Below are 25,658 nucleotides of genomic sequence, written 5' to 3' on the forward strand. Positions count from 1 at the left end.
CTCAGTTCCACCCCCATAAAACCGGAAAATGCCAGCGCGGCTGCCGGGCGGCCCGGGTATCTTCGATAGCGGCGCGAATATCGGCTTTATTCACAGCCCCCCGTCCGGCGCTGCAGGCCATGATGAATGCCTTATGGCAGAGTTGATTGATCAAACGCGGGATCCCGCCACTGGCCTGCCAGATCTCTTTCTGTCTCGCCAGTGGGATCAGACCCGATTCTGCACCCGCTTTCCCAAGCCGGTGATCGATATAAGAAACCGTCTCAGCCAGATCCAACGGACGCAAGACCGCTCGAAAAGTGATCCGCTGGTGAAACTGGCGCAGCTGCGGGGTTGCCAGCCGGGCATCCAGTTCAGGCTGACCTAATAAGACAATCTGCAGCAGTTTTTCCTGCTCAGTTTCCAGGTTCCCCAGCAAACGCAAGGCTTCCAGTGCGTCATCGGGTAATGCCTGGGCTTCGTCCAGCAACACCACCACAGAACGCCCGGCACGTTTGCGCTCAATCAGTGTCCGGTGGATGGATTCCGTCAGGGTCAGGTGATCCTCTTCTGGCTCAAGCCCAAGCTCTTTTGCCAAGGCCGCGCGCAGCTCCCGGCCACTCATGGCCGGCGTGGGCAGATACGCCAGTTCATACTGTGCTAGCAGTTGCCGGACCAGCATTCGACACACCAGTGTTTTCCCCGTGCCAACTTCACCGGCAATCTGAATAAAGCCCTCCCCCATCGCCAGTGCAGACAATGTCATCTGAATCGCTTCCAGATGTGGCGGCAGCGCGTAGAACAGTTCCGTGTCCGGCGTCAGGCGAAAAGGCAGTTGTTTGAAACCAAAGTGATCCAGATACATTGGTCTTATCCCTCATCCGGAAACCACTTGTCGACCAGTGACCGTGAGCGTTCAATTTCCTGCTGCCAGGTCTGCTCGCCCACGACGGTGGGCTTCAACAGGATCACCAGCTCGGTTTTGGTCTGTACCTGATTGATATTGCGGAACAGATAACCCAGCCCCGGAATATCTCCCAGGAACGGGACTTTGGTTTCCTGATCTTTCAGGGCCGATTTCATCAGGCCGCCAATCACCACCACATCGCCACTGCTGGCATGGATCACCGAGTCCGATTCACGGACCGAGCTTTTGGCCAGCGGCAGGCTGTAAGTGCCAAAAGTCTCGCCCAGTGCGATATCTTTGATTTCTTCAGTCACCTCAACAACAGTGGGGTGAACATGCAGCAATACGCCGCCATCATCGTCAATCTGAGGGGTAACATCGAGAGAAATACCGGAAAAGAAAGGCGTCAGCACAACATTCGGCGAGGCAACACCACCATCGGTGATCGCTTCGCCGCCATCCACTTCAGTCACAAAATACTGGTCGCCCCCCACTTTAATCACCGCTTTCTGGTTGTTTGCCGCAGTGACCCGGGGGCTGGACAGCACGTTGAGGTCGCCTTGCGTCTCCAGGAAACTCAGAACCGCAGAAAAATTCCCGTCGCTGATCGTAATATTGGTCTGCCCGTCCAGCAGATTGGCAATCTCATTGCCCCCCGGCAGGGCTGACGGGCCGGTTCGGTCAAAAATAATGCCGGTGCCGCCAATCGTCTTGGTGATATTGCGCCAGTTAATCCCCTGCTGATAGCTGTCACTCAGGGTCACTTCCATGATCTTGGCTTCAAGCACCACCTGACGCTGAAGACGTTTTTTCGAGACTCCGAGAAACTCGCGCACCTCACGCAGTTCATTCGGAAAAGCTTTGACGGTCAGCAGGCTGGCCTGCGGTGACACCACAATGCTCCGCCCTTGACCGGGGCCTATCATCGCCTGCACCGCCCGTTGCAGTTGGTTCCAGAAATCGCTTTCAGAACGGGTTTCAATCCGGGTTCCGCCGGTTGAATAAGAAGAGCGTTCGCTACTGCCATTCCGATTGTAATCATCTTCCCCCTCAGTGCGGGTGCGGCGATGATCATATGACTGGTAGCTACCGTCATTCTTGGGATCACTGATCGAGCCTGTAGTCAGGGAAGTCAAAGAAATACCGCGACGCTGAAGCTGCAGATAATCCACCGGGATCACTTCCGTGCGCAGGGTCGCCGGAAAGACCTGAATGATATTGCCCTTGCGCTGGACGTTGTATCCATACATATCTGAGACGACATCCAGCACCTCATCCAGCGTCACATCCTGCAAGGATAAGGTAATCCGCCCACTGACATTGGGGTGGATCACCATGTTGAACACGGTGCCGTGTACCAGACTGGAGAAAAATGCCCGGGCTTCGACGCCACGGGCATTCACACGAAAGCGTCTCTCATAAGCGCCACTGCGACCATATCCCTGCCGGCTCAGGCTGGGCATGAGATCGGCACTGACCGCAGAAGGCAAATCTGTCAGCGGACGGCTTTGTGCCTCATTGGCCGCCTGATTCAAAGCTTCCTTGACTTCAACGGGCCTGTGATGCCCCATATTGGCAGAGCAAGCCGTCAGCAAAGAGGTCATGATCCCGATAAACAATAAGCGCATGTCAGCTCACTTTATTCGTGTATTTTGATCTGTTCGTGAAACAGCGCCAGTCGCCATTGCCGGCCACCCCGCTGAAGAATAACGGCATCATCCTGAACGGATTTCAGGGTATAACCGCTGATTTGTTCACCGGGCTGCACCACCCGGTTATCCAGAATCACACTGCATGTTTCCTGCTGCGGGCAGACAATCCCCTGCAGTTCAGGCAGCCGGCGCTGCGCCGTTTTTTTCTGTGTTGCCGGTGCCTGCCATCCCAGCGGTGCCGTCGGGTCGCTTTCGGCCCGAACCAGCAAACTGAGCCCTGCCAGACACACTGCGAGACAAACGTTTCTAACCCTAACCACCAATGAAATCCTTACTTTCACCCAAGGTATATACATCTAGTGTTATATCAGACCACGGGTAGATGTCGACACGATACTCCAGGCTCCGCCAGTAATATTTCACCGGTAACGCTTCCAGTTGCTGTAAATAATTCACCAGGTCAAAATACCGACCGCGCAGTGTCAGACGAACCGGATGAATGTAATAACCGGCATCCTCACCATGCACCAGCTGGGCCGTCGGCTGAGATTCCAGTGAAACCAGTTTGAGCCGCTGCGAATGCTGCAGGACCTGATCCATCAATGTGGCCATCTGGGCTGGGGTCACCAGACTGGCCACCCGATCGCTCAGCGTTTTGTCCATCCGGGCATTGCTCGCTTCCAGCCGGACAATCTGCGCATCCAATGCCTTGTCCGGGTTCGTGTTGAGCTGTCGCTGAATCTGATGCAGTTCCCCATCACGCCGAATGAATTCAGCCTGCGTCGCATGATATTGCAGCTCAGTCGAGACTCTGGCTTGCTGAACCGGCTCAATCAACAGCTGATACCCACCCAACAGCAGGACAACCCAGCCTGTCAGCGCCACCAGCCATTGCTCTCTGCGACTGAGCTGGTCAAAACGCTCCACCAGTATGGGCCAGATGCTCATGGCTGCTCCTCATCGCGGCGTTGTGCATGTAGCTTGAAGGTCACGATGTTCTGTTCATTTCTGCCCAGCGACATCACCTCAAACCCCCGGTTTGTCAGTTGCGGGTAATGGGAAAACCCCTGAAGCCAGTTGGGCACAGCGTTTGGGGTTCGGGCAACGCCTTCCAGATCCAGCTTGTCCCCTTGCAGGTGGATGCGGTTCACGGAAATATCCGGACTTGCTGCTTGTGCCAGTTGCCGAAGCAGCGAGGCAAAACCGGCTTGCAGACTTTTGTCATGCATGGCGATGGCTTTCAGCGTGGCCTGTTTTGCCGCCAGCCGCTGCGCCAGATCACCACTCAGTTTCACTTTCAGTTCACTGGGCAGGTGACGGGCCAACGCCGCTTTGGCGGTCTCCAGCTCCGTTTGCTTCTGGCTGAGCCGGGCTTGCTCCTGCGCCAGCTGCGCACTGACGCGGTATTCCTGCCAGCTTTGCCAACCCGCAAAAGAGGCCAGCAACACACCGCCAATCGCCCAACTGGCAGCCAGATTCGGCAGTGTCAGCCAGCGGGATTGCGGCTTGAGGCTGTCATGGTACAGGTTGAGAAGCGGCTGATGTGCCAGTGCAGCCCAGGCGACCCGGGCGTCATAGTCGGCCAGACCGGACGGCGCCTTGCTGACCGCCACAACAGGCACACTGAGCCGTTGCCTGAGCGCGTCAGCGAGTAACGTATCATCCTCGCTGTCACAACTGACCAGCACCTGAGCAATGGGCATATCGCGCAACTGAGCACTGAGAAAATCAAGAGAACGCTGCAATTCCAACGCCAGTCCGTCCATTTGCAGCGATGAGGTTTCGTCCCCCATCAGCGGCTGGCGGAAACCTCGCAACTGACGCTGGAAACACATGATCTGCTGTTTGAATGCAGTCAACTGCAGTCCGGACTGCAGCCGGCCATGAAGTACCAACTGACTCTGGTTTGCATCCGTCAACTCACCCAGCACCACTTCATCGGCAGTGATGAGTTCCGGCTCACACCCCAGAGCCAGGCTGGCCAGAACCAGTCGCTGTATCTGTTTCCGTTCCGTCACAAAAACTTGCAGGCGGTTTTTCAGGGGTTCGTCGTAACCGTCTGCGACCAGATTGGCCGGTGGCTCCGACACCAGATCCTTCACCAGAAAAGGCAGCGCACTGGCCAGTTCCTGACGCGGTAAGGCGGGTTTATCAATTGTCAGACTCTGGTACAGGCCATGTCCGAGGACAAAACGGATGCGGCTGCCCGCGAGCTGATGCTGAACAATCAGACTGTCCAGCGCCTGGACCCAATGGTCCCGTGAGCCAAGCTCCCGGCTGTCGTGAATCCAGTCGGAGCCATGCTCAGATTGGCTGACAAGTGTCAGTTTATTTTCAAAAACAGCAAAACTGGCAACCTTACTGACAGTTTTCCGCTTCAGAAACTTTTTGATCAGCATGTTATCAACCCGTTTTCCGTCATCTTTCTCTGGTCGGCTCAGCAGCCTTCCAGGCCAGATATTGACCTGATTATGTCAATTATTTGACCGATGATACTGTTCGCAATCAGGTATGTATAGAATAATCACTCCAAGATGGTATTTTTTTAACCAACACAATCTCACCTTCTCTTTTTCATCCCAATTTGTGAAAAATCTCGCTCGGGTTCAAAAAAACGCCCCTGACCCGCATGAATCCCCAGTTGCTGTAAGACATACCACTCTCTGGCGTTTTCCACACCAACCGCGATCACAGATACACCGGTATTCGCACAGGCACCCAGCATACTTCTGACAAATAACTGATTCTCCTGCCGCTGATCAATTTCCCGGATCAGACTACGGTGCAGTTTGATATAGCTGACATTCACATCTTTGATGTAATGCGTACTGACAATGGTTCTCCCGGCTTGATCGACACCCAGACTGCATCCCAGGCCAGTCAGCATTTTCAGGAAGGTTCGGACAGCATCAATATGACGCGACAGGTTCCGCTCCGGCACTTCAATACTCAACCGTTTCAGCACGGGCCGGGGAGTCTGAAGCAGCTCATCCCGGAACCAGCGGACAAAGGTTTTGTCCAGCAGCGACTCAACACTGACATTCACGGCAAAGTTATCCAGAGTCGGCCCGTTTTTCAGCAGTTCAAGTGCCTGACTCACCACCTGTTTGTCCATCCGGACATGAAAGCCAACCTGTTCTACCGCAGGTAAAAACCGGGATGCTTTGAGTACCAGACCATTTTCATCCCGGATCCGGGCAAGTAATTCCCGATGTAACAAGGTTTTCCCTTCCGCCATATAAGCGGGTTGCTGATAAAGTTGCGGGCCACCCTGACTGAACACGCCATCGAGCAAGGTTCGCCAGCGCACACTGCCCCGGGTATCTTCCCCCTGAGGATCTTTCTGGAACACAGACCAACTGTTGGCACCCTGCAGCTGAGCGCTGCGCAGCGCCATATCCGCTTCATCCATGATCCGCCCCCGACGCTCACCACTGGCAAAATAGGTCATTCCAATATGGCACCAGTTCTCACGATGCAAAGGCGCAGTGGGGGTCAGCCGTTCCAGTGCTTTCAGCAGCTGGTTCACAAACAGGTTCACTTCCTTGCTGGGCTGTTGCAGCAACATGATGGCAAACTCCGCCTCGAAATAGCGGGACAGCACGCTATCGGGGTAGCGCTGGATCATATTCGACAGCACCATGCCGACCTCCTGGATCAGCTCGTCCGCGACAATTTTTCCTTTGGACAACAGCAGTTCTTCCCACTCCGAAATGCGGACCAGAATTACCGCGCCGTGGTTGTCCTGATCCTGAACCACCGACTGCAGACGGCTGTCAAAGAGCACCCGGTTCGCTGAACCGGTCAGTTGATCCAGAAAAGTATGGGTACGGATAAAAGTATCAAAACGACTGCGTTCCTGACGGGCATCCTTCAGCTCGGAGATCAGCTTATCCAGGGCCAGACTGGCGGTATCGGGCCACTCTCGATCCGACCCTTTGGCGAAGTCATCCAGCTTGCCGGCCAGTAGCATCCGCCCCCGCTCTTCCAGCAGTTCAGAGCCATGCAACTGACGTTTCAGCCAGTTCACGCCCCAGACCAGCCCGGCAATGATGATCATGATCGCCAGACTGATCGACGACATCGCCCCCAGCGAATACGTCAGCTCGGTATAGGGTGGGATCGACTGGATCCGGACGACATAACCGGGGTTATGGGTCAGCGGGTACTGGGTATGATAGAGAATATTCGGATCGTCAATTTTCTGCTGACCCTGAAACTGATACACAGAACCCGCCTCATGACTGACATCCAGTGAGACGACATGACTGGCCTTGAGTAATTTAGGCAACCATCGGTTCAGTGACTGGGAGCCCTGAGGCTCAAGCATTTCCAGATCGATCACCTCAACGACACCAGCCAGATAATGGTGCAGATAGTCCTGCCCCAGCTTACGGAAGCTGATCGCACCACCGATAAAAATGACAAACATGGCGCAGATGACAATAAGGGTCACGAAAGCGACCAATCGATTGGTCAGCTTCATCCCTGAGGCTTTTCTCATTCAGTGTCCAACTTTATTCAAAAAAACATTTCAAAACCGACAGGCGCTGTGGTCAACTCACACAAGTCGGTAAACATTTTAAAGCGACTGTTTCCACAGGAAAATACCACTGGCAGCCCAGAACGTCAGTGTCCGGTACGACACTTTGCTGATTTGTTACCCTGAGGTTACAGGCTCGCTCACCCCATCTTATTGGAGAAACATGGACTGGATCACCTGCACGAAAAGTTTTGTCAGCGTTGTGGAACAGGGCTCACTGGCCCAGGCCGCCAGCACACTCAATACATCCAGTTCTGCGCTGTCCAAGCGACTGTCCTGGCTGGAGAAACAATTGGGCGTCCAGCTACTCAAGCGGACGACCCGCAACCTGACCGTGACCGAAGCAGGCAAAGTCTTCTATCGCCGCAGCGTACACTTACTGGATGACTGGCAGCAAATCCTGGCAGAAACCACCTCAACCTACGGCGAGGTTCAGGGTGTGCTGCGTCTCGGGGCACCGCTGGCAACCGGCAGCCGGGTGCTGGTGCATTATCTGGATGAATTTCTGCAAACCTATCCCAATATACAGGTTGAGCTGCACACGGTGACACCGGGGCAACTGCCGGATCTGAACCTGGATGTGTTTATCAGCCGGGAGCTGACCGACTTTAATTCCACCAGCTATATTGCCACCCGGCTATTCAGTTTTCAGGCCGGCTTCTATGCTTCACCGGGTTACCTGGAAGATCGGCCAGCCATTGAGACGCCGGAGCAGCTAACACAACACAACTGTCTGCTGTTTGGCAACCATGGTCATGAGCAGGAGCATATTTTTGAAAACAACCGCCGCTTGAGACTGCGTGGCAACTTTACCACACAAAACCCGGAAGCCCTGGTGGCAGCGGCGGTGGCTGGCATGGGTCTGATTCTAGTCGGTCAGAATACCGTCAGGCGTGAGCTGAGCAATGGCCTGCTGGTGCCGGTTTTACCCGAACTGAAGCAGCCTCTGAATGCGGCTTACGCCTATTACCCCAAACTCAACTACAACCACACCAAAACCAAGCTGTTTATTGATTTTATCAAGCAGAAAGCCGGTGCTTCAGGATAGGAAAAAAATCGGCCAGCGTATCAACCGCTGGCCCGGATTCATGGCATGGACAAGTAAACGGAGCATGAAATGAACAGGACTCAGGAAAAAAACAGCCAGTAAATCACAGCACCAATGCCAAGTACCCACAGTTTGCTTTTGATCGGCGCTTTGATAAACATCCAGAGCAGCGCAAATGGCATCACTGCCACAACCATCACCCACGCAAAAGGGCTCAATTTGACTTCGTCTGAAGCTGCTTCCGTTTCTTCCGGTTCAACATCTGACACTGAAGCTTCCTTTTTCGGAACAACAGCACGCTTCTGTTCCAGTTCTTCCTGACGTTGTTTCGGGGTCAGTGCCAAGACCGGCATCGGCTTTTCTTCCGGCTGCCACCAGTGAGTCCGGGGCTTCTGCCCTCTCGCGACTTTCAGCCTGAACAACCGCTTATTGAGTTCACCGATTTTCCCCTTCGGCACGGTAAAACCATACTGACGCTTCAGGTGCAGTACCTGCTTCTGAAGTGGAAGACCTTTCTCTGGATTCACCATGGCGACGAAGTTGGCATAACCGGCCAGACTCTGGAACAGCTCTCCGGCTCCCCAAGTTTTCCCTTCGGGCCCATCCAGCGCAACCTGCTGAAGAACGGCCCTGAAACGCTTCAGTGTCGCCCGGTCAACAGACAGCCGGTCATTCACCACCACGCCCGTCACTTCCTGACGCTGATGACGGCGTATCACCCGGGTTTTCTCAGGATGCACAACAAACCCTTCATCCGTCACAATTTGTTTGCAGCGCCAGAGCAGCGACTGTACCTTGCCCGCATCCTGGCTGGAGAACGTCAGATCGTCTGCATAACGGGTATAGGTGAAACCCAGTTTATCGGCCATACCCTGTAATCGCGCATCCATCCGGCGACACAGCACATTGGTAATCATCGGACTGCACGGAGATCCCTGAGGCAGGACATGCTCCCCCTGAGCCACATGCCAGGTGCGGCCATCCATTTCGACGGCTTGCGTCACCGGCTTGGTTGCGAGCAGTGCAAACGTCGTGGCCAGCTCTTCACTGTAACCCAGTTTGCCGAACAGCCCTTTGACCCGCCGGTAGGTGATACTCGGGAAAAAATCTTTCAGATCCAGATTAATCACCACAGCTTTGCCGACATGTGGCTGAGCATTGGTCACAATACTGCGCCCGGGCACAAACCCATGGGCCGCATCATGAACTGGCAGCAGGTTCAGCACGTAGTCCAGCAGCCAGTACTGCGCCCGCTTCATCCGGGGCATCGGGGCTGAAATCACCCGAGTGCCGCCCGATTTCTTCGGCAGCTCAAACTCCTGATAATGAGTGACCGTCGAGACTTCTTTGCGGTAACAGAGAAAACGCAGCTCAGCGGTGGAGATATCCATCTGCCGGGCCACATCTTCAACCGACTGAAAGTGGATCAGGTGCCGCGTCGATAAGCGGAGTGGATCAGAAGCTTTCTGGGATAAACCGGCGGAAACAGATTCTCCCAGAAAAGTAAATTGCTTTTTCTGGCGCTGATACCAGGCCAGGGCCTGCTCAAATGCCGCCCTGTTCCGCGCAATCCGGGTTTGCTCCCGCTTTTCCAGCGCCGCCAGCTTGCGCGCTTTGTGCATCTCGGCCAGCGCCTTTTCCGGATCACTGTAGCGTTTATCCAGTTGGCTGAGTCCGTGCAGACGCGCCATCAGCGATGCGCGTTTATTCACAAACTGCTCTGCAAGGCTGGGCTTACTGTCACCGGGTTTCCAGAACCCAAGCCGGGTCATTTCGCTGAGAATATATTCATCTTTACTGGATTCACGGATCCGGTCATATATCTGTTGCCGTGTCAGCTTCGGAGACGGGTCCTGAGTCGGCTCATGGGTTTGTGGATTCGAATGAGAATTAGACATGACCAGATACCACTGATTGCAAAGAAGTACTCACTTCTGGAGATACGGGCAGGATGGATTGCAGGAAGAGAGCAGGTAGCGCGGCCACTTCCTTCGAAGAGTTCTCAGTACTGGCGGAATCAACTCGATGCCGCACGTTACCTATGTCGCTGATTGACTTCGGCGAAGTCATACCGCAATAGCGATATAGGTGACTGTGCGGCCCAGTTAAGATTGCGCCAGTGACGCGTGGGCAGCCTTTAAACCAGAATGGTGATCCACCATTCGCGATGCAAGGTTCTTTTGCCGCGCTACCATGCAATTGCATTGTATGCATATCAGCCTGTAACTCAATCAAACGCTGTCGTTTCAGTGAGATGGCTTCAACAAATTGTCCGCTCACAGCGACCCTCCTGCACTTTTCAGGCGCAGTGCCAGCATGTGCTCGCACGGGCCTTGTCGGAGTTTATGCTGATGCCAGAAATGACATTCACACTGGGCATTGATCAGGCGCTGATCACGATCAATCGTCAGGGCCACCTGATGCTCCCGGCCATTGTCCAGCACACAGCCAGAAACCTCAGCCCCCAGATCACCACGTGCCATCATCTCGACCGTCACCAGGTTTGCCTGAACAAAATGGCTGGCTTTACGCTCCCGGTCATGACTGAAACGGATCTCATCCAGATCTACAGGCGCATTGTACAGATGCCGCAACCGGTAAACGTCCATCTCCAGATCATACAGCACCAGACCAAGCTGGCTGTACTGTGCCAGTGCCGACTTCACGACACTCAAGTCCAGATTCAGTCGGGCAGCGAGACTGGCAGCACTTTCCAGATGACTGGCCGCCAGCGCGTCATACACCTTCTGGCTGGTCGTCTGCTCCACCGCATCCCGCGGGGCCAGCAGATCAAAATTTCCGGCCCGCGACCAGTCATTGGCACTCCAGCCGGACAGGCCCAGCGTAAAAGACATCGCCCCCATGTGCGCGATGTAAAACGAAGGAAAACCATCCTCCAGCAGGAACACATCAAAAGCATCGGCAACCGGTAACAAACGCTCCAGGATCAGCAACCGACGACGTCCCCACACCCGGATCGTCCGCGGCGTATCGCCCTGATAAATAGAGCGATCAAAGCGAATGACTTCATTCCAGGGCTCCATCACCACACGGATCGGTTGCCCCGGCAACAGTTCAAATTTCATGGCGCGCGGGCCGGTCTGTTCCTTCTTCCGCTTCAGGTGCAGGCACAGATTATGGATATCCATCGGCTGCAGGCGCAGTTTCACCATCGGCAGGGTCATGGCTGAACTCACCTGCAGGAAACCACGGACCCAGCTTTCCGGCAGATCAATTTTCTTTTCCTCAAATCCACTGCTGCCAGACGTCTGAATATTGAAACCTTCCGGGTCAATCTTCAGAAAAGTCGCGCGATAATCCCGGATCTTCTGAAATTCCTGATACAACCCCAGCGAATAGTCGATATTCGTGGTGCCAAAAGCCTGCTCGGACACATGCTCGAACACATCATAGCGGCAGCTTAACTTGCCGTAGCTGGATTCATCTTCTGAGAAACACTCAAAAAACACCTGATCCGGATGCACAGTGATGACCGGATCCAGCACATACCAGGCATCAATATCCTGCTGATAGAGATAATTAAAATACTTGGCTTGCGCCTTGTAATACGGTGCCATGATCTCACTGGCAACTGCATTCATCCTTGCCAGATCGGCCTGAACAGCCTCTAATTCCTGCCGGTTTGCCTTGGCGACCTCGGAAAATTCGGCCAGCAACCGCACCTCTTCATCGGCCAGCCAGCGCTGATAGTCATCACGGTTTTTGGGCTGAAACCGCATGTCAGACATCACCACCTGATGCAGACAGGACATACCTTCCCTGAACCGGCGCTTGTCTTTCAGTTCTCCAACAAAAAACGTTGGCGGGCGGGATAAATCCGGAGCGAAGGCCATTTCAGACCGCTGACGGTCAGAACCCACCTGAGATTGACGGGCATAACGGTAAGTGACTTCCATGATTACTCCTTGCACTCGGTCAGCTGACGAATGGAACGCTGGCGCAACTGTGCCGGTAACGCCACATCCGCATGTTGCTGTTTCAGCGTCATCATGAGTTTGATGTATTCTGCTTTATCTTTGTGAACGGAAGTCAGCGACAGCCGCGTCAGCAAATCGCACACCATCTCAAGGGTCTGAGGGGTCATCACCACCTGTTCGCGCAGGAAGTGCAGCACGCGATCTTTCGCCTGCCGTCCGCGATTGACTCGGGAAAGCACCGAGAGGAAATAGGGTTTCAGCGCTACCGTGACCGCCTCATCTCCGGCGGCATAGTCGGGCAGTAATTCACTGACAAAACATTCAACCTCGGGAGACGGATGCTGACTCAGTTGCAACAGATACTGCCGGCCATCGGCTGCATCAAAATAGCTCTGCATCAGACGGCGGCCAAACTGCTGGACGGGTTCCTGAACACTGTCACATACCGCAATAATCTGATCGGCAGGCCAGTCTTCACGCTGCATGTGCTGCTCACAATAGGTGAATCCAAACGCCTGAGTGTCCGGCCAGCGGCTTTCCAGTACCGACAACAGTTGATCTGACCGGGTACGCATCGCTTCCGGATCGCGCTCAAAATACGCTCGGGCCAACGCTCTCAGTGCCGCCGTTGAACTGAACAGCAAAGTGAACCATTGATCATCTGACAACACGGGAGAACTTGCCAATACACGGCCCAGTGCTGATTCAAGTGCCGTTGCTGCCAGTGAGTGGGCCATTTCTGATCGCGCGGTGGCCAGCAACCAAAGTGCCTCATGGTGATTTTGACTGAGTTCACTTTCAAAATGCTGCCGGAGAAAATCATTGATGCGGTGCTGTAATGGCTGCGCCAGCTCGCGATCATGTAACTGGCGAATCACATGCAGAAACACTTTGTCGCGATGAACCGGACGAGACTGTATCGCAGTAATCAGGACACTGAAAATGGCCTCCTGCGCTGACGCCGAGCACTGACTCAGCAGGCTGAGCAGATCATCCATCCGTGTCGCCATGACATCCGGGGTCAGCTTTTTGAGCAGCGAGATACTGAATGCCTGAATGGCTTCAGATTCAGCACCATGAATTATTTTCAGCGTTTCCGGGCTGATCGCATCGTAGCCAATCGGCATTGCATCCAGCAGCCGACAGCCCAGCCACATTGTCGCAGGGCAACCGCACTGGATCAGGCTCTCAACCTGCGGCAGCGCCAGACCACTGAAAACCCGGCTGCAATGCTGCGCCAGCCAGTCAAACACGAAATCCAGGTGCTGATGCTGGCTCAAGTCAGTTTCACCGAACTGGCGTACACAATCCTGAAGCAGACGGGCATGATCAAGATAAGCCAGCTTCGATGCCAGAGCCGCACTGTTGAGCCATTGACGAAGCGGCTCACTGTCCAGACACAGCAGTGAAGCCAGAAACGCCGTTGCGTTTTGGAAATCCCGGATCTGATCGAGCTGTGTGATCGCAAACGCAGTAACTGCCGGAGCGTCGCTGGCCAGCAACCTCAGCAGAGCCGATTCTGAGAAGGGCTCGCGCACGGCACGCGATGCCAGTTCACGCAATGCAAACTGCTGTGAGGACACATATGGCTTGAGGGCCAGCGGTATCAGCGCATCAACTGACAGTGACTGACAAAAAGAGACATTGTCTTCCATCGCCCGTACGGCAAAATCAGAGACGGGCTGACAGTGTGTCGCCGTTGCGATCTGCAGCAGTCTCTCTGGAACCTGATCCCACAAATGCGGGAAGGCCTCTCCCCGCCCGTCATCGTCGATTTCTGGCTGAAAGAACCAGAAACCGCGAGCATTCTTCTGATAGCCCGGATGTTGGGTGCGAATGATCGCGTTCAGCACCCGACATTTTGAATATTCATCATAATGACGCACCTGGGTGACCACCCGGTTCCAGTCTTCGTCATATTGATAGCCTTCAACACACTTGGCTTTGCCAGCATGCTCAGCATCGGAATAACCCAGCAGAAACTGTGCCGCCATGTCCGTGTAATACAAATTGCCTGCAGCTCCGAGTTGCCGGAGCGTCCGCCAGCAACGGCTCACAAGATATTGATGGGTCTTTTGCGAGTGGGCCAGCCGTGCTTGGCCCGAGGCCAGTTCCCGGGAGACATCCATCCGGCCTGCGTCTGGCGAATAGTGATACTTCCAGTTCCGGGTAAAATAGGCCCGGCTGAATTCCAGTCGGAGATTCAGTAAGGCATAGATTTCGGCATCCAGGCGGAATTCACTCATTTTCAGCAAATAACGAAGCCCCTGAAAAGCGCCGGGGGCGAAGGGAATCTGCGGCAGCACCGCGATGAGCGCCTGACGGATCGCCGGATGAAATATGGATTGCAGATAAGCTTGTTTCAGGCATTCATTGATCGGCTGTTCAGCCGCCGCCATCGGCGGTAGCGCACAAAATTCTGCGACTTGCTGCGTCAGTGACTCCGGTGTGAGCAACGCATCCTCACCGGTCAGGTCAAGATACACCTGCTGCTGTGCATCCGGTTCCGTCAGCGCCAGCGTGACTTCCCTCGCCAGACTGGCCAGAACCGGGTTGCTGTGCCTCAGATAAGGCCGGATCATGGCGATATTCTGGGACGAACCAATCCGGCCCAGCGTCCATAAGATACTGTAATCGTAACGCCATACGTCGTGGCCCAGATAACCGGCAATAATGAATGCCATATCCGGATCTTTCTCCGGTGGCAGACGCCAGATCTGCCGGGCTCTGAACGCAGGATTTTTCTCCAGCATAATCCGCCGCCCCAGATTCACCGATGTACGGGCAGACGGCTTGACGGTTGCGCCGGGAATCACATATCCCTGATTGCGTTTGGCAACGACAACCGAATCAAACACTTTTTCAGCACGGGCCAGATCAACCGGCGCAGGCGTTTTCTGGCTTTCTTTGAGCGTCGCCCCCCGATGACTGTACCGGACAGACACAATATACCGCTCGGTGTCGGCACCGGGCATTTCAAACAAGGCAATTTCATATACCTTCTCTGATTGTGCTTCCTGAAAATGTAACTGTGTTTTCCTGACGAGTTTCATGATCCGATCTCAAGCCTGAATGCAACTTGTTGACCTTATCACACGGATACATACCCTCCGTGCCGCATCGCGCCGTCTTCACGAGAACATCACAGTTTTTACCGATGCTTTTCTTTCGGAATCAAGATGCTGGGGAGTCACAGCGCGCTCTCAGACTCATTCGAGCGGATGACCTTGCCCATCCAGAGCAATCAGTTGCAAATCGTCCGGACTTTCTCCCGTATCGATCCATGGCGACAAGCATTCACTGCGCTTCACACATGGGTCTGTGAGTGATGCCAGAAATGCGATAAGCAGATCGATTTGGGAATCGCTGAGATAAGTTGCCACCAACTTGGATTTTCCCTCCCGTTGCAGGCGGGACAGTTGCTGTAAAGCCTGTTCCGTGTTTTCCAGCATGTCTTCCGTTTGCACCCGCGGATCCAGCTGGCTGACATCATAGTTGTACACCGCTTTGCGTGGATTCAAGTGATGACGAATGATGCCCTGAAGCGTGGTGTAAGCGCCGGAGTGCCCCCAAGGTCCGGTTTCCGTCACATTCAGCAGCGTAGGCGTCCGGAACGCAAATCGATCATCGACTTGCCGGGTCTGATACCAGCGACCCCTGTCATTCGTCCCGTCAATCCCACTGTCATGATCTTTGCCAATACCGACCTGAGGCACCGCCAGCACGTGAAAGGATTCATCCGTGAAAAAATCACCTTTGTGGCACGCCATACATCCGGCTCCCCCTTTCCTGACAGGCCGCATAAACAGCAGTGCTCCCATTTTCGCTTTCAGGCTGATGGCATCATCATTCCCGGCCAGATAAGCCTTCCAGGGCGTATCCACAAAGACCATGGATCGCTCAAACTCACCCAGTGCCCGAGCAATGTTTTTCTCGGTGATCAGTGCCTGTGCTGTCCCTTCCGGATCGGAAAAACCAGCTCTGAACCATGTCAGCCACTGATTTTTATCCAGCTCATTTTCGTAGCCGGGCGCTCCGGCCAGGCGATTCGCTAAATGCGCCCGGATCTCATCATTGCTGGCGTCTGGCAGAAAGGTAAATCCTCGCATTTCAGCCTTTGACGTGATGGGAAAACGGGCCTGTGCCATGGTCAAATTATCACCGGCATCTGGATCAATCATGCCAATTGCAACATCAGGTGTGCGAATATCGTCGCCTTCCCCGTTCGCGCCCGTCGATGCATTGACGCACTCAATCCGGCCATCATCAAACAGAGTCTGATCATAAAACGCAATATTGAATACCGTTGGTGCGTTGCGCGGGACAGTCGGCCCACCACCATTATAATTGGCTGCGAGTGACGAGTGTTGCCGTTCAGGTCCAAGCACGTCATCTTCAATGGCCCCCGTGCCAATTGATAGCGACAGGCCATCGCCGCCCCCTAGCACCGGATGATGACAGGACACACAGGCGACATCCTTATCCCCGCTCAACGCTTTGGTGTAAAAAAGTTTCAAACCCAATTGTGGTAACGGATCATCAATTGCCGGCAATTGACGATGCTGTGCAACATCACCAGTCAGACCTTGCTGTCTGGCCTCCTCGCGGATCTCCTCATCTAACTGACACCCGGACAGCAGGCAGCATGTAATCAGGCAGACGCCTAACAAAATTTTCATAAACACTCCCCCAGACACTGACGCATCCTTCACTTGATCTGTCTTTCCATAAAGATGAGTGTAAGGGCTGAAAAATTTGCTGTGCGTCTTATCATCAAGAAAGAAAATACAACAAAAATGTACAAAAACGAATGCAACCCGTCCGGCCTCGCAAAAAGAAAAGGCCCCTGAAAAATCAGGGGCCTTTCTTCAAAAATTCAGTCAATCCTGAGGAATTGATCAGAACGGGATATCGTCATCGAAATCCATTGGTGGTTCATTGTACTGAGGCTGAGACTGCTGAGGCGCAGACTGCTGCTGCGGTGCATAGCTTTGCTGTTGTTGCTGCTGCTGTTGTGGTTGCTGAGGCTGACCCCAACCACCCTGCTGCTGCTGGCCACCCATTGGCGCGCCCTGACCGCCCTGACGGCCGCCCAGCATCTGCATCACACCGTTAAAACCCTGCACCACAACTTCGGTGGTATAGCGATCCTGACCGCTCTGGTCCTGCCACTTACGAGTTTGCAGCTGACCTTCAATATAAACCTGAGACCCTTTGCGCAGGTACTCACCAGCAACTTCAGCCAGCTTGCCAAACAGGGCAACACGGTGCCACTCAGTTTTTTCACGCTGTTCGCCGGTCGCTTTGTCACGCCAGGTTTCAGAAGTAGCAATGGTAATATTCGCTACTGCATTGCCGTTTGGCATATAACGGATTTCAGGATCATTTCCCAAGTTACCTACCAGGATAACTTTATTCACGCCACGACTGGCCATAGTTCACTCCAGGTTTTCGCTGTTGAGGGTGCCAAACGGCGCCCTGCTCTCATTCAAAGTTTAAACTTAATTGTCGAGTTTAACATGGGGCGCCCCCACAGGCATAGGGCAACATCACCCATTCCACGTCCAGACTAAACGCATAAAAGACGATCAAAGCACTGTGTTTTTATACAGTCAAGTCTTTTAAGCCTTTTTGGGCTATGCCATAATGCAGACCAATTTATTCAAGCGCTGATGACTGCAACCATGGATAAGATCGAAGTCAGGGGTGCCCGCACCCACAATCTCAAAAATATCAGCCTGACTATCCCGCGGGATAAGCTGATTGTGATTACCGGCCTGTCAGGTTCCGGCAAGTCTTCCCTGGCCTTCGATACCCTGTATGCCGAAGGTCAGCGCCGCTATGTCGAATCGCTGTCAGCCTATGCCAGACAGTTCCTGTCATTGATGGAAAAACCGGATGTCGACCACATTGAAGGCTTGTCTCCGGCGATTTCCATCGAGCAGAAATCAACCTCACACAACCCGCGTTCAACCGTCGGAACCATTACCGAAATTTACGACTACCTGCGCCTGTTGTTTGCCCGGGTCGGTGAACCGCGCTGCCCGACCCATGATGTCCCGCTGGCCGCCCAGACGATCAGCCAGATGGTCGATAAAGTCCTGACGCTGCCAGAAGGCAGTAAACTGATGTTGCTGGCACCAATCGTCAAAGAGCGGAAAGGTGAACACCTGAAAACCCTAGCCAATCTGGCCGCTCAGGGCTATATCCGCGCCCGGATCGACGGGGAAGTCTGCGATCTGTCCGATCCACCGACGCTCGAATTACACAAAAAGCACACCATTGAAGTCGTGGTGGATCGCTTCAAGGTTCGCGATGATCTCCAGCAACGTCTGGCTGAATCCTTTGAAACGGCACTAGAGCTGTCCGGCGGGACTGTGGTGATCAGTCCGATGGACGATGGCGACATGGAAGAGCTGATCTTTTCCGCCAACTTCGCCTGTCCACACTGTGGCTACAGTATGCGCGAACTGGAACCGCGCCTGTTCTCCTTCAATAACCCAGCCGGTGCCTGCGGCACCTGTGACGGTCTGGGTGTCCAGCAGTATTTCGACCCGGCCCGTGTGGTTCAGAATAAAGAGCTGAGTCTGGCCGGTGGTGCAATTCGCGGCTGGGATAAGCGCAACTATTATTATTTCCAGATGCTGAGCTCACTGGCTGAGCATTACGATTTCGATGTCGAAGCCCCCTTTCACACCCTGCCGAACAGAGTGCAGAAAGTGCTGCTGCAAGGGTCGGGGACGACCAACATCGAGTTCAAGTACATCAATGATCGCGGCGATGTCACGGTGCGCCGCCACCCGTTTGAGGGCATCCTCAACAACATGGAGCGCCGATACCGCGAAACCGAATCCAACGCGGTCCGGGAAGATCTGGCCAAATATATTTCGACCAAGCCCTGTTCAAGTTGTGACGGTTCCCGCCTTCGTGAAGAGGCGCGCCATGTCTTTATCGAACAGACCAACCTGCCTCATGTCAGTGAGATGAGCATCAGTCAGGCTCTGACGTTTTTCACCGAGCTGACACTGGAAGGCCAGCGTGCACAAATTGCCGATAAAATCCTGAAGGAAATCAACGACCGTCTGACCTTTCTGGTCAACGTCGGCCTGAACTACCTCAACCTGTCGCGCAGTGCTGAAACCCTGTCGGGTGGTGAAGCCCAGCGAATCCGACTGGCCAGCCAGATCGGCGCAGGACTGGTCGGTGTGATGTATGTTCTGGATGAACCCTCCATTGGTCTCCACCAGCGTGATAACGAACGTCTGCTCAGCACCCTGACCCGGCTGCGCGATCTGGGCAACACCGTGCTGGTCGTTGAACACGACGAGGATGCGATTCGCTGCGCCGATCATATCATTGATATCGGCCCGGGCGCGGGGGTACACGGCGGTCAGGTCATTGCTGAAGGTACACTGGACGACATCCTGTCGTCGCAGGAATCCCTGACCGGTCACTACCTGAGCGGAAAAAAACAGATTGAAGTTCCGGCAGAACGCACGCCGATGGATGCGGAAAAAATCGTCCAACTGACCGGCGCTCGCGGCAATAACCTGAAAAAAGTGGATGTCTCGATCCCGGTTGGCCTGATGACCTGCGTCACCGGTGTCTCCGGTTCGGGTAAATCAACCCTCATCAACGACACCTTCTTCCGGATCGCCCACCATGAACTGAATGGTGCCACTTCCGGTGAGCCAGCACCTTATCTTGATATTCAGGGGCTGGAACATCTGGACAAGGTCATCGACATCGATCAAAGCCCGATTGGCCGGACACCGCGCTCGAACCCGGCAACCTATACCGGTATTTTCACCCCGATCCGTGAATTGTTTTCCGGAACACAGGAATCCCGCTCACGGGGTTACAAGCCGGGGCGCTTCAGCTTTAACGTGAAAGGTGGCCGCTGCGAAGCCTGTCAGGGTGACGGCGTGATCAAAGTGGAAATGCACTTCCTGCCAGATGTCTATGTGCCTTGTGACAGCTGTAAAGGGAAACGCTATAACCGTGAAACCCTGGAAGTGAAATATAAAGGCAAGACCATTGACGAAGTACTGGAAATGACCGTCGAGGACGCCCGGACATTTTTTGATCCTGTCCCCGCAATTGCCCGAAAACTGCAAACGCTGATGGATGTCGGTTTATCCTATATTCGTCTGGGTCAGGCTGCGACCACATTGTCTGGCGGTGAAGCACAGCGGGTAAAACTGGCTCGCGAGCTGTCCAAGCGCGATACAGGTAAAACCCTGTATATTCTGGACGAACCGACCACAGGTCTGCATTTCCACGATATTCAGCAGTTGCTGAGTGTCTTGCACAAGCTGCGCGATCACGGCAACACCATTGTAGTCATTGAACACAATCTTGATGTGATCAAAACCGCAGACTGGATCATCGATCTGGGGCCGGAAGGCGGTAATGGCGGTGGTGAAATCATCGCAGCCGGAACACCGGAACAGGTCGCTGAAGTGGCGGGATCACATACAGCCCGCTTCCTTAAGCCTTTGTTACCGTGAAAGGCCGCTCAGCAGGCGTAATCAGCAAGCTGCACAACAATAATCATCTCGATCAGGCTGGCCACCAGCCTGATTTTTTTGACGATATGTCGAGGGACTGGACAACGTGACTGTCATTCAATTACGGGGCACCCGGCTGGCGGCAGCCACGATCAGCAAACCCCTGACGCGACCTTTTATTCTGGCGCTGACTTTCCTGTTTTTGCTGACCATGCACTACTTTCAGCACAATCAGGGCGGTTCCGGACTCGAACTCCCGTTCAATGTCAGCAGTTGGATTCCATTCAGTTTTGCCATCGCCATTGGTTTGCTGGAAATCAGTCGCCAGAAAATATTACGTTATTCTCGTCTGACGCTGGTGCTCTTTCTTTGCTGCGTCATGCTGACGCTTCCGATCTTCTATCCGGAAGCGACCCCTGAAGCGGCAGCAAACCGATTATTTGCGCTCTGGGCTGGCTGGCTATTCTTTGTGGCACTCCAGCAGTTCGCATTCAGCCAGAAACAACGCCAGCAAATTTTGTGGTTGATCCTGAAGGCGGTCTGGCTGCAAACAGCTCTGGCTTGGTATCTGTTTCTCTGGGTCTCCCCTGAGAACGCCCTGGGTTACAATACGGAAATCAATCGCCCCTACGGCATCTTCCAGCAACCCAATGTCATGGCCACTTTTCTGGCAACCGGACTGATCCTCTCGGCCTACCTGCTGGCGCGCCTACCCACCTATCAACGCCGCTGGACATTCTCCCAGCTGGGTTTGTTGCTCACCCCCGTTGCCATCGTGCCTATGCTGATTGTCCTCAGCTCCCGGACGGGTTGGATCGCTGCTGTCGTCGGCGTATTGCTGATCCTGCCATACCTGACCCAGTTTGCTGCCCGGGCCCAGTGGCGTATGTGGCTGCTGATGGTTGTCATGGGACTGAGTCTGGCCTGGAATCTGACCAGTACATTGAATTGGTCGCCGCAACCGGGCAGGGTTTCACTGGAAAGTGCCCGTACGATAATATACCCGCAAGTCACGGAGATGTTCCTGCATGCGCCCATGCGGGGGGTAGGATACGGCAACTTTGAGCCGGCTTACCTGATGCAGACTGCACAATGGCATCAGGCCGATCCCACGCAGCCATACGGGTTAGCCAACCTGGACCATCCGCACAACGAACTGTTGTTCTGGGCCAGTGAAGGCGGAATTCTGCCGTTGCTGGCGCTACTCATTGCCGCCGTCGCCGTGCTGGCGAAGATCCGGCGTGCTCCGGCAAATACCCAGCTGGCACTGGTTGCTTTGCTGTTTCCGATCACTTTACATACCCAGCTGGAGTATCCGTTCTATCATTCGCTGATCCATTGGGTGATTTTCATTTTCCTGCTGCACTGGGTCGACTCACTCAGCGCCAAATATTTCAAACAGCCGCTGCGTTATCATCAACCTTTCCGAATCGGGGGGATACTGCTCCCTTCCTGTATCAGCGCTTTTATGCTGACAACCCTGTACTCCGGAGCAGCACTGACCCGCTTTGAAACCACTTCACCGCCCGATTTAGCCGTCCTGGAGAAAGTGAACAACACCTGGGCCTGGCGCCATCGGTTCGAATGGGACTTATATCAGACCCAGCTCAAAGTGGGGATACATCAGAACAACCCTGAGCTGATACAGGGATTCATTCGTTGGTCCGAGAAGAAAGCCCGGGAGTTACCGCGGCCGATTCTGTACCAATATCTGATCCGAGCGCATCAGGCAATGGCCCATTCCCGTCAGGCCGAGCATGTACGGGAAGAAGCCCAGTACTTGTTCCCGAGCCTGGATTTCAGCGATCAGACATTGCCGATATTCACTCAGCCAACACCAAAAACAGAGACTGAGACTGAGACTGAGACAAAAACAGCGCAAAACTAATCCGATCAAAAACGGCTGCACAGCAGCCGTTTTCTTATCCATTTTGCCCGTCACGGATTATTTCAGCACATCTTCCAGCGCTTTCAGGCAAAGTGCCACATTCTCATTACGGGCAGCATAACCCATCAGTCCGATACGCCATGCCTTCCCGGCAAGCGCACCTAAGCCCGCCCCGATCTCCAGATTGTATTTCTCCAGCAAGGTCTGACGCACTTGAGCATCATCCACGCCATCCGGAATATACACAGCGTTCAATTGTGGTAAACGGCTCTTTTCTTCAACGACGAATCGAATGCCCATGGCTTCCAGCCCGGCACGCAGTGACTGATGCATCTCGGCGTGGCGCTGCCAGGCATTTTCCAGCCCTTCGTTTTGCAGACGAACCAGTGCTTCATGCAGCGCGTACAGGCTATTCACTGGCGCGGTATGATGGTAACTCCGTTTCCCTTCACCACTCCAGTAAGCCAACACCAGGCTCTGATCCAGGAACCAGCTCTGTACCGGCGTCTTACGTTGCTGTATGGCCTCTATCGCACGAGGCGAGAAGGTCAGCGGTGACAGCCCCGGCACACAGGACAGGCATTTCTGGCTGCCGGAATACACCGCATCAAGCTGCCATTCATCCACTTTCAGCGGCACACCACCCAGTGACGTCACAGCATCGACAATGGTCAGGCACCCATGCGCCCGAGCCAGTTTCGCCAGCGTTTCCGCATCACTGAGCGCGCCGGTTGAGGTTTCGGCATGGACAAAGGCCAGAATTTTGGCATCCGGGTGCGCTTTCAGTGCCGCTTCAACGGCCAGCGGATCAACCGGCTCACCCCATTCGTTATCCACCAGCACGGCTTCACCACCACAACGGATAACATTTTCACGCATCCGCTCGCCGAACACCCCATTGCGGCAGACGATGACCTTATCCCCCGGCTCAACCAGATTGACAAAACACGCCTCCATCCCGGCACTGCCCGGTGCAGAAACCGCAATGGTAAAAGGGTTCGTGGTCTGGAAAGCATACTGGAGCAAACTTTTCAGTTCATCCATCATGCCAATGAATAATGGGTCAAGATGGCCCAAAGTCGGACGACTGAGCGCCTGTAGCACCTGAGGATAAATATCGGATGGGCCGGGTCCCATCAGGGTACGCTGTGGCGGATAAAAACTTTGAATTGTCATGGGGCCTCCATTGGCATCGTAGCTGAAATCCTTCTCGATCAGCACTTTAATGATGATTGGCAACAGTGGTATTCATAAAATATCCCAACCGAGCATAACAGAACCGCACGACGCTGGAACCTCAGGGACAAATTTCTGCAGGATCAGTAACAATAACGACACAGAAAAATGCATTCAGGCATTGACAAAGCCCCCCTGCTCCTATTCAATAAGGGCAATTTTTGTTCACCCTGAAAAGCTCATTTTCAGGTGAAAACGGAAGAGGCGCGTTATCCAGGTATCTATGCGGCGGGGCCCCACCCCAAAGCACCATAGAGAGGGGGAGCAACGCCGAGATACGGTAAGACAGGGGGCTTGCCGTATCGGCTTTGAAGGTTGAATCCTTCTGGCTGTCACCTGCAGCATCAAGCACAGGTGGAGAGCTTCTGGTCGCAGCTGTCTTTATCATGTCTCGCCGAACGGCTCTTCTGACATCAAGTCGGAAAGATTCCCCAAATTTTGCCCCATGACTTTACGCTTTGTTAAGTGGGAGATCATTTTGAGCCCTGTACATTTTTCTTCAGCGCAGAACGCTGAAATTACTGTCGCAAAATTTGGCGGCACTAGCGTGGCTGATTTCGTCGCAATGAGCCGTAGTGCCAAGATCGTCATTAATCATCCGAAGACTAAGCTGGTTCTCATCAGCGCATGTTCCGGTGTGACCAATATTCTGGTCGAACTGGCCAACGGTGTCGCTGATGTTGCACACCGCAGCAGTCTGATGGATCGCCTGCGTGCAATCCATCACAGTGTCTTGGCAGACTTACAACAACCTGAAACGGTTGCCGGGAAAATTGACACACTGCTGGATCAGGTTGCTGCTCTCGCGGCTCAAACCGCAGTTCAGAAGTCTGCTGAACTGACCGATCAACTGGTCGCGAATGGCGAATTGCTGTCAACTTATCTGTTTACTCAAATTCTGTGCGAAATGGGTGCCGATGCTGTGCGCTATGATATCCGTGATGTCATGCGGACAGACAGCCGCTTCGGGAAAGCCAGCCCGGAACCAGAGATGATCCGTCAACTGACGGAAGAAAAACTGTTGCCATTACTACAGGATAAAATCGTGGTTTCACAAGGCTTTATTGGCAGTGATGAACAGGGCCGTACCACCACACTGGGCCGCGGTGGCAGCGACTACAGCGCTGCGCTGATGGCTGAGGCGATCGACGCCGGTACGCTGGAAATCTGGACCGACGTCCCCGGGATGTATACGACCGATCCACGGATTGCGCCAAAAGCTACGCCGATCAAAGAAATCAGCTTCAGTGAAGCCTCTGAGATGGCCAACTTTGGTGCCAAAATTCTTCACCCATCCACACTGATCCCGGCGGTTCGCCGTCAGATTCCTGTGTTCGTGGGTTCTTCGAAAGCACCAGAGCAAGGCGGAACCTGGATCCGTAAATCAGTCAGTGAAGCGCCTCTGTTCCGTGCACTGGCACTGCGCAACAATCAGACCCTGATTACCCTGACCAGCCTGAACATGTTCCACGCCTACGGCTTCCTGGCTGAAGTGTTCCGTATTCTGGCTGAACACAAAGTCTCGGTTGATCTGATTTCTACCTCTGAAGTCAGCGTCTCTCTGACGATGGATCAGACAGACACGGGTGGCGGTGCACCTACGCTTCCTCCGGGAGCACACGCGGCACTCAGCGAGCTGTGCCGTGTCGAGATTGAACAGGATCTGTGCCTGATCTCTCTGATCGGAAACCGCATGAGCCAAACCGCCGGTTCGGTCAGCACTGTGTTCAACACGCTGGAAGAATACAAACTGCGGATGATTTGTTACGGTGCCAGTCCACACAACCTGTGCTTCCTGGTGAAAACCGAGCACGCGCTCTCGATTGCTCAGAATCTGCATCATAAGATTTTCGAGTAATCCGAATCATCTCGCAGATCCAAAAAAGGCGCTCCATGAGCGCCTTTTTTGATGTCTTCACACGCTGAGCTAAACAGCGGCCACCGCATCCGATGACCA

17 protein-coding genes and 1 riboswitch are annotated in these 25,658 nt (G+C 54.0%); of the genes, 4 read left to right on the top strand and 13 right to left on the bottom strand.

Annotated elements, in window-relative coordinates; genetic code table 11:
* Window position 1: 1 nt before the first annotated feature.
* The 6 genes from EA58_RS05125 to csrD form a co-directional block, all read right to left on the bottom strand.
* The gene (locus EA58_RS05125; protein ID WP_036749770.1) at window positions 2–844 is read right to left on the bottom strand and encodes an ExeA family protein; all 843 of its coding nucleotides are present in this window, start codon (window positions 842–844) and stop codon (window positions 2–4) included.
* A gap of 5 nt (window positions 845–849) precedes the next feature.
* Window positions 850–2,514 (bottom strand): pilus (MSHA type) biogenesis protein MshL, encoded by a 1,665-nt coding sequence (mshL, locus tag EA58_RS05130; RefSeq protein ID WP_036749773.1) that lies wholly within the window; start codon window positions 2,512–2,514, stop codon window positions 850–852.
* Window positions 2,515–2,525: 11 nt separating this feature from the next.
* Window positions 2,526–2,858: a hypothetical protein gene (locus tag EA58_RS05135; protein ID WP_036749775.1), complete on the bottom strand. Its 333-nt coding sequence runs from the start codon at window positions 2,856–2,858 to the stop codon at window positions 2,526–2,528.
* Window positions 2,851–3,486 carry a type II secretion system protein GspM gene (gene gspM / locus EA58_RS05140; RefSeq protein ID WP_036749778.1) on the bottom strand — a complete coding sequence of 212 codons (636 nt, stop codon included), beginning with the start codon at window positions 3,484–3,486 and terminating at the stop codon, window positions 2,851–2,853. The genes EA58_RS05135 and gspM overlap by 8 nt, the downstream gene beginning before the upstream one ends.
* Window positions 3,483–4,937, bottom strand: a complete 1,455-nt coding sequence (locus tag EA58_RS05145) for a PilN domain-containing protein (RefSeq protein WP_036749779.1) — start codon at window positions 4,935–4,937, stop codon at window positions 3,483–3,485. Before EA58_RS05145 ends, gspM begins: the two co-directional genes overlap by 4 nt.
* A gap of 161 nt (window positions 4,938–5,098) precedes the next feature.
* Window positions 5,099–7,042, bottom strand: coding sequence for an RNase E specificity factor CsrD (csrD, locus tag EA58_RS05150; protein WP_036749782.1), 1,944 nt, complete (start codon window positions 7,040–7,042; stop codon window positions 5,099–5,101).
* 202 nt (window positions 7,043–7,244) lie between these two features.
* On the opposite strand from csrD, the gene EA58_RS05155 reads away from it, so the two are divergent.
* Complete coding sequence (locus EA58_RS05155; RefSeq protein WP_036749783.1) at window positions 7,245–8,129, top strand: LysR family transcriptional regulator; 885 nt, start codon at window positions 7,245–7,247, stop codon at window positions 8,127–8,129.
* Between the two features lie 80 nt (window positions 8,130–8,209).
* Here EA58_RS05155 and EA58_RS05160 read toward each other — a convergent pair whose 3' ends face one another.
* From EA58_RS05160 to EA58_RS05180, 6 genes are all read right to left on the bottom strand, one after another.
* Window positions 8,210–10,027, bottom strand: a complete 1,818-nt coding sequence (locus EA58_RS05160; RefSeq protein WP_051641903.1) for a reverse transcriptase family protein — start codon at window positions 10,025–10,027, stop codon at window positions 8,210–8,212.
* On the bottom strand, window positions 10,020–10,409 hold the full coding sequence (locus tag EA58_RS21525; protein WP_152547939.1) for a hypothetical protein: 390 nt from the start codon (window positions 10,407–10,409) through the stop codon (window positions 10,020–10,022). Before EA58_RS21525 ends, EA58_RS05160 begins: the two co-directional genes overlap by 8 nt.
* Window positions 10,406–12,046: a hypothetical protein gene (locus EA58_RS05165; RefSeq protein WP_036749785.1), complete on the bottom strand. Its 1,641-nt coding sequence runs from the start codon at window positions 12,044–12,046 to the stop codon at window positions 10,406–10,408. The genes EA58_RS21525 and EA58_RS05165 overlap by 4 nt, the downstream gene beginning before the upstream one ends.
* A gap of 2 nt (window positions 12,047–12,048) precedes the next feature.
* On the bottom strand, window positions 12,049–15,120 hold the full coding sequence (locus EA58_RS05170; RefSeq protein WP_036749788.1) for a hypothetical protein: 3,072 nt from the start codon (window positions 15,118–15,120) through the stop codon (window positions 12,049–12,051).
* Window positions 15,121–15,276: 156 nt separating this feature from the next.
* Window positions 15,277–16,746, bottom strand: coding sequence for a cytochrome-c peroxidase (locus EA58_RS05175; protein WP_036749791.1), 1,470 nt, complete (start codon window positions 16,744–16,746; stop codon window positions 15,277–15,279).
* Between the two features lie 219 nt (window positions 16,747–16,965).
* A complete protein-coding gene (locus EA58_RS05180; protein ID WP_036749794.1) occupies window positions 16,966–17,502 on the bottom strand; it encodes a single-stranded DNA-binding protein in 537 nt (178 codons plus the stop codon).
* A 249-nt stretch (window positions 17,503–17,751) separates the two neighbouring features.
* Between EA58_RS05180 and uvrA the strand changes: the two genes are divergently transcribed.
* Both uvrA and EA58_RS05190 read left to right on the top strand, forming a co-directional pair.
* The gene (gene uvrA / locus EA58_RS05185; RefSeq protein ID WP_036749865.1) at window positions 17,752–20,577 is read left to right on the top strand and encodes an excinuclease ABC subunit UvrA; all 2,826 of its coding nucleotides are present in this window, start codon (window positions 17,752–17,754) and stop codon (window positions 20,575–20,577) included.
* A 106-nt stretch (window positions 20,578–20,683) separates the two neighbouring features.
* A complete protein-coding gene (locus EA58_RS05190) occupies window positions 20,684–22,465 on the top strand; it encodes a PglL family O-oligosaccharyltransferase (RefSeq protein ID WP_036749796.1) in 1,782 nt (593 codons plus the stop codon).
* Window positions 22,466–22,522: 57 nt separating this feature from the next.
* Here the strand turns inward: EA58_RS05190 and EA58_RS05195 are convergent, their stop codons facing one another.
* Window positions 22,523–23,641: a pyridoxal-phosphate-dependent aminotransferase family protein gene (locus tag EA58_RS05195; RefSeq protein ID WP_036749868.1), complete on the bottom strand. Its 1,119-nt coding sequence runs from the start codon at window positions 23,639–23,641 to the stop codon at window positions 22,523–22,525.
* Window positions 23,642–23,892: 251 nt separating this feature from the next.
* Window positions 23,893–24,074, top strand: a riboswitch (Lysine riboswitch).
* A gap of 105 nt (window positions 24,075–24,179) precedes the next feature.
* Here EA58_RS05195 and lysC point away from each other — a divergent pair.
* Window positions 24,180–25,559, top strand: a complete 1,380-nt coding sequence (lysC, locus tag EA58_RS05200) for a lysine-sensitive aspartokinase 3 (protein ID WP_051641906.1) — start codon at window positions 24,180–24,182, stop codon at window positions 25,557–25,559.
* The last annotated feature ends 99 nt before the right edge of the window (window positions 25,560–25,658 follow it).

The organism is Photobacterium galatheae, assembly GCF_000695255.1.
Classification (GTDB): domain Bacteria; phylum Pseudomonadota; class Gammaproteobacteria; order Enterobacterales; family Vibrionaceae; genus Photobacterium; species Photobacterium galatheae.

Coding starts and splice junctions, on each gene's coding strand:
- EA58_RS05125 (WP_036749770.1), bottom strand. CDS start 844: ATGTATCTGGATCACTTTGGTTTCAAACAACTGCCTTTTCGCCTGACG.
- mshL (WP_036749773.1), bottom strand. CDS start 2,514: ATGCGCTTATTGTTTATCGGGATCATGACCTCTTTGCTGACGGCTTGC.
- gspM (WP_036749778.1), bottom strand. CDS start 3,486: ATGAGCATCTGGCCCATACTGGTGGAGCGTTTTGACCAGCTCAGTCGC.
- EA58_RS05145 (WP_036749779.1), bottom strand. CDS start 4,937: ATGCTGATCAAAAAGTTTCTGAAGCGGAAAACTGTCAGTAAGGTTGCC.
- csrD (WP_036749782.1), bottom strand. CDS start 7,042: ATGAGAAAAGCCTCAGGGATGAAGCTGACCAATCGATTGGTCGCTTTC.
- EA58_RS05155 (WP_036749783.1), top strand. CDS start 7,245: ATGGACTGGATCACCTGCACGAAAAGTTTTGTCAGCGTTGTGGAACAG.
- EA58_RS05160 (WP_051641903.1), bottom strand. CDS start 10,027: ATGTCTAATTCTCATTCGAATCCACAAACCCATGAGCCGACTCAGGAC.
- EA58_RS05165 (WP_036749785.1), bottom strand. CDS start 12,046: ATGGAAGTCACTTACCGTTATGCCCGTCAATCTCAGGTGGGTTCTGAC.
- EA58_RS05170 (WP_036749788.1), bottom strand. CDS start 15,120: ATGAAACTCGTCAGGAAAACACAGTTACATTTTCAGGAAGCACAATCA.
- EA58_RS05175 (WP_036749791.1), bottom strand. CDS start 16,746: ATGAAAATTTTGTTAGGCGTCTGCCTGATTACATGCTGCCTGCTGTCC.
- EA58_RS05180 (WP_036749794.1), bottom strand. CDS start 17,502: ATGGCCAGTCGTGGCGTGAATAAAGTTATCCTGGTAGGTAACTTGGGA.
- uvrA (WP_036749865.1), top strand. CDS start 17,752: ATGGATAAGATCGAAGTCAGGGGTGCCCGCACCCACAATCTCAAAAAT.
- EA58_RS05195 (WP_036749868.1), bottom strand. CDS start 23,641: ATGACAATTCAAAGTTTTTATCCGCCACAGCGTACCCTGATGGGACCC.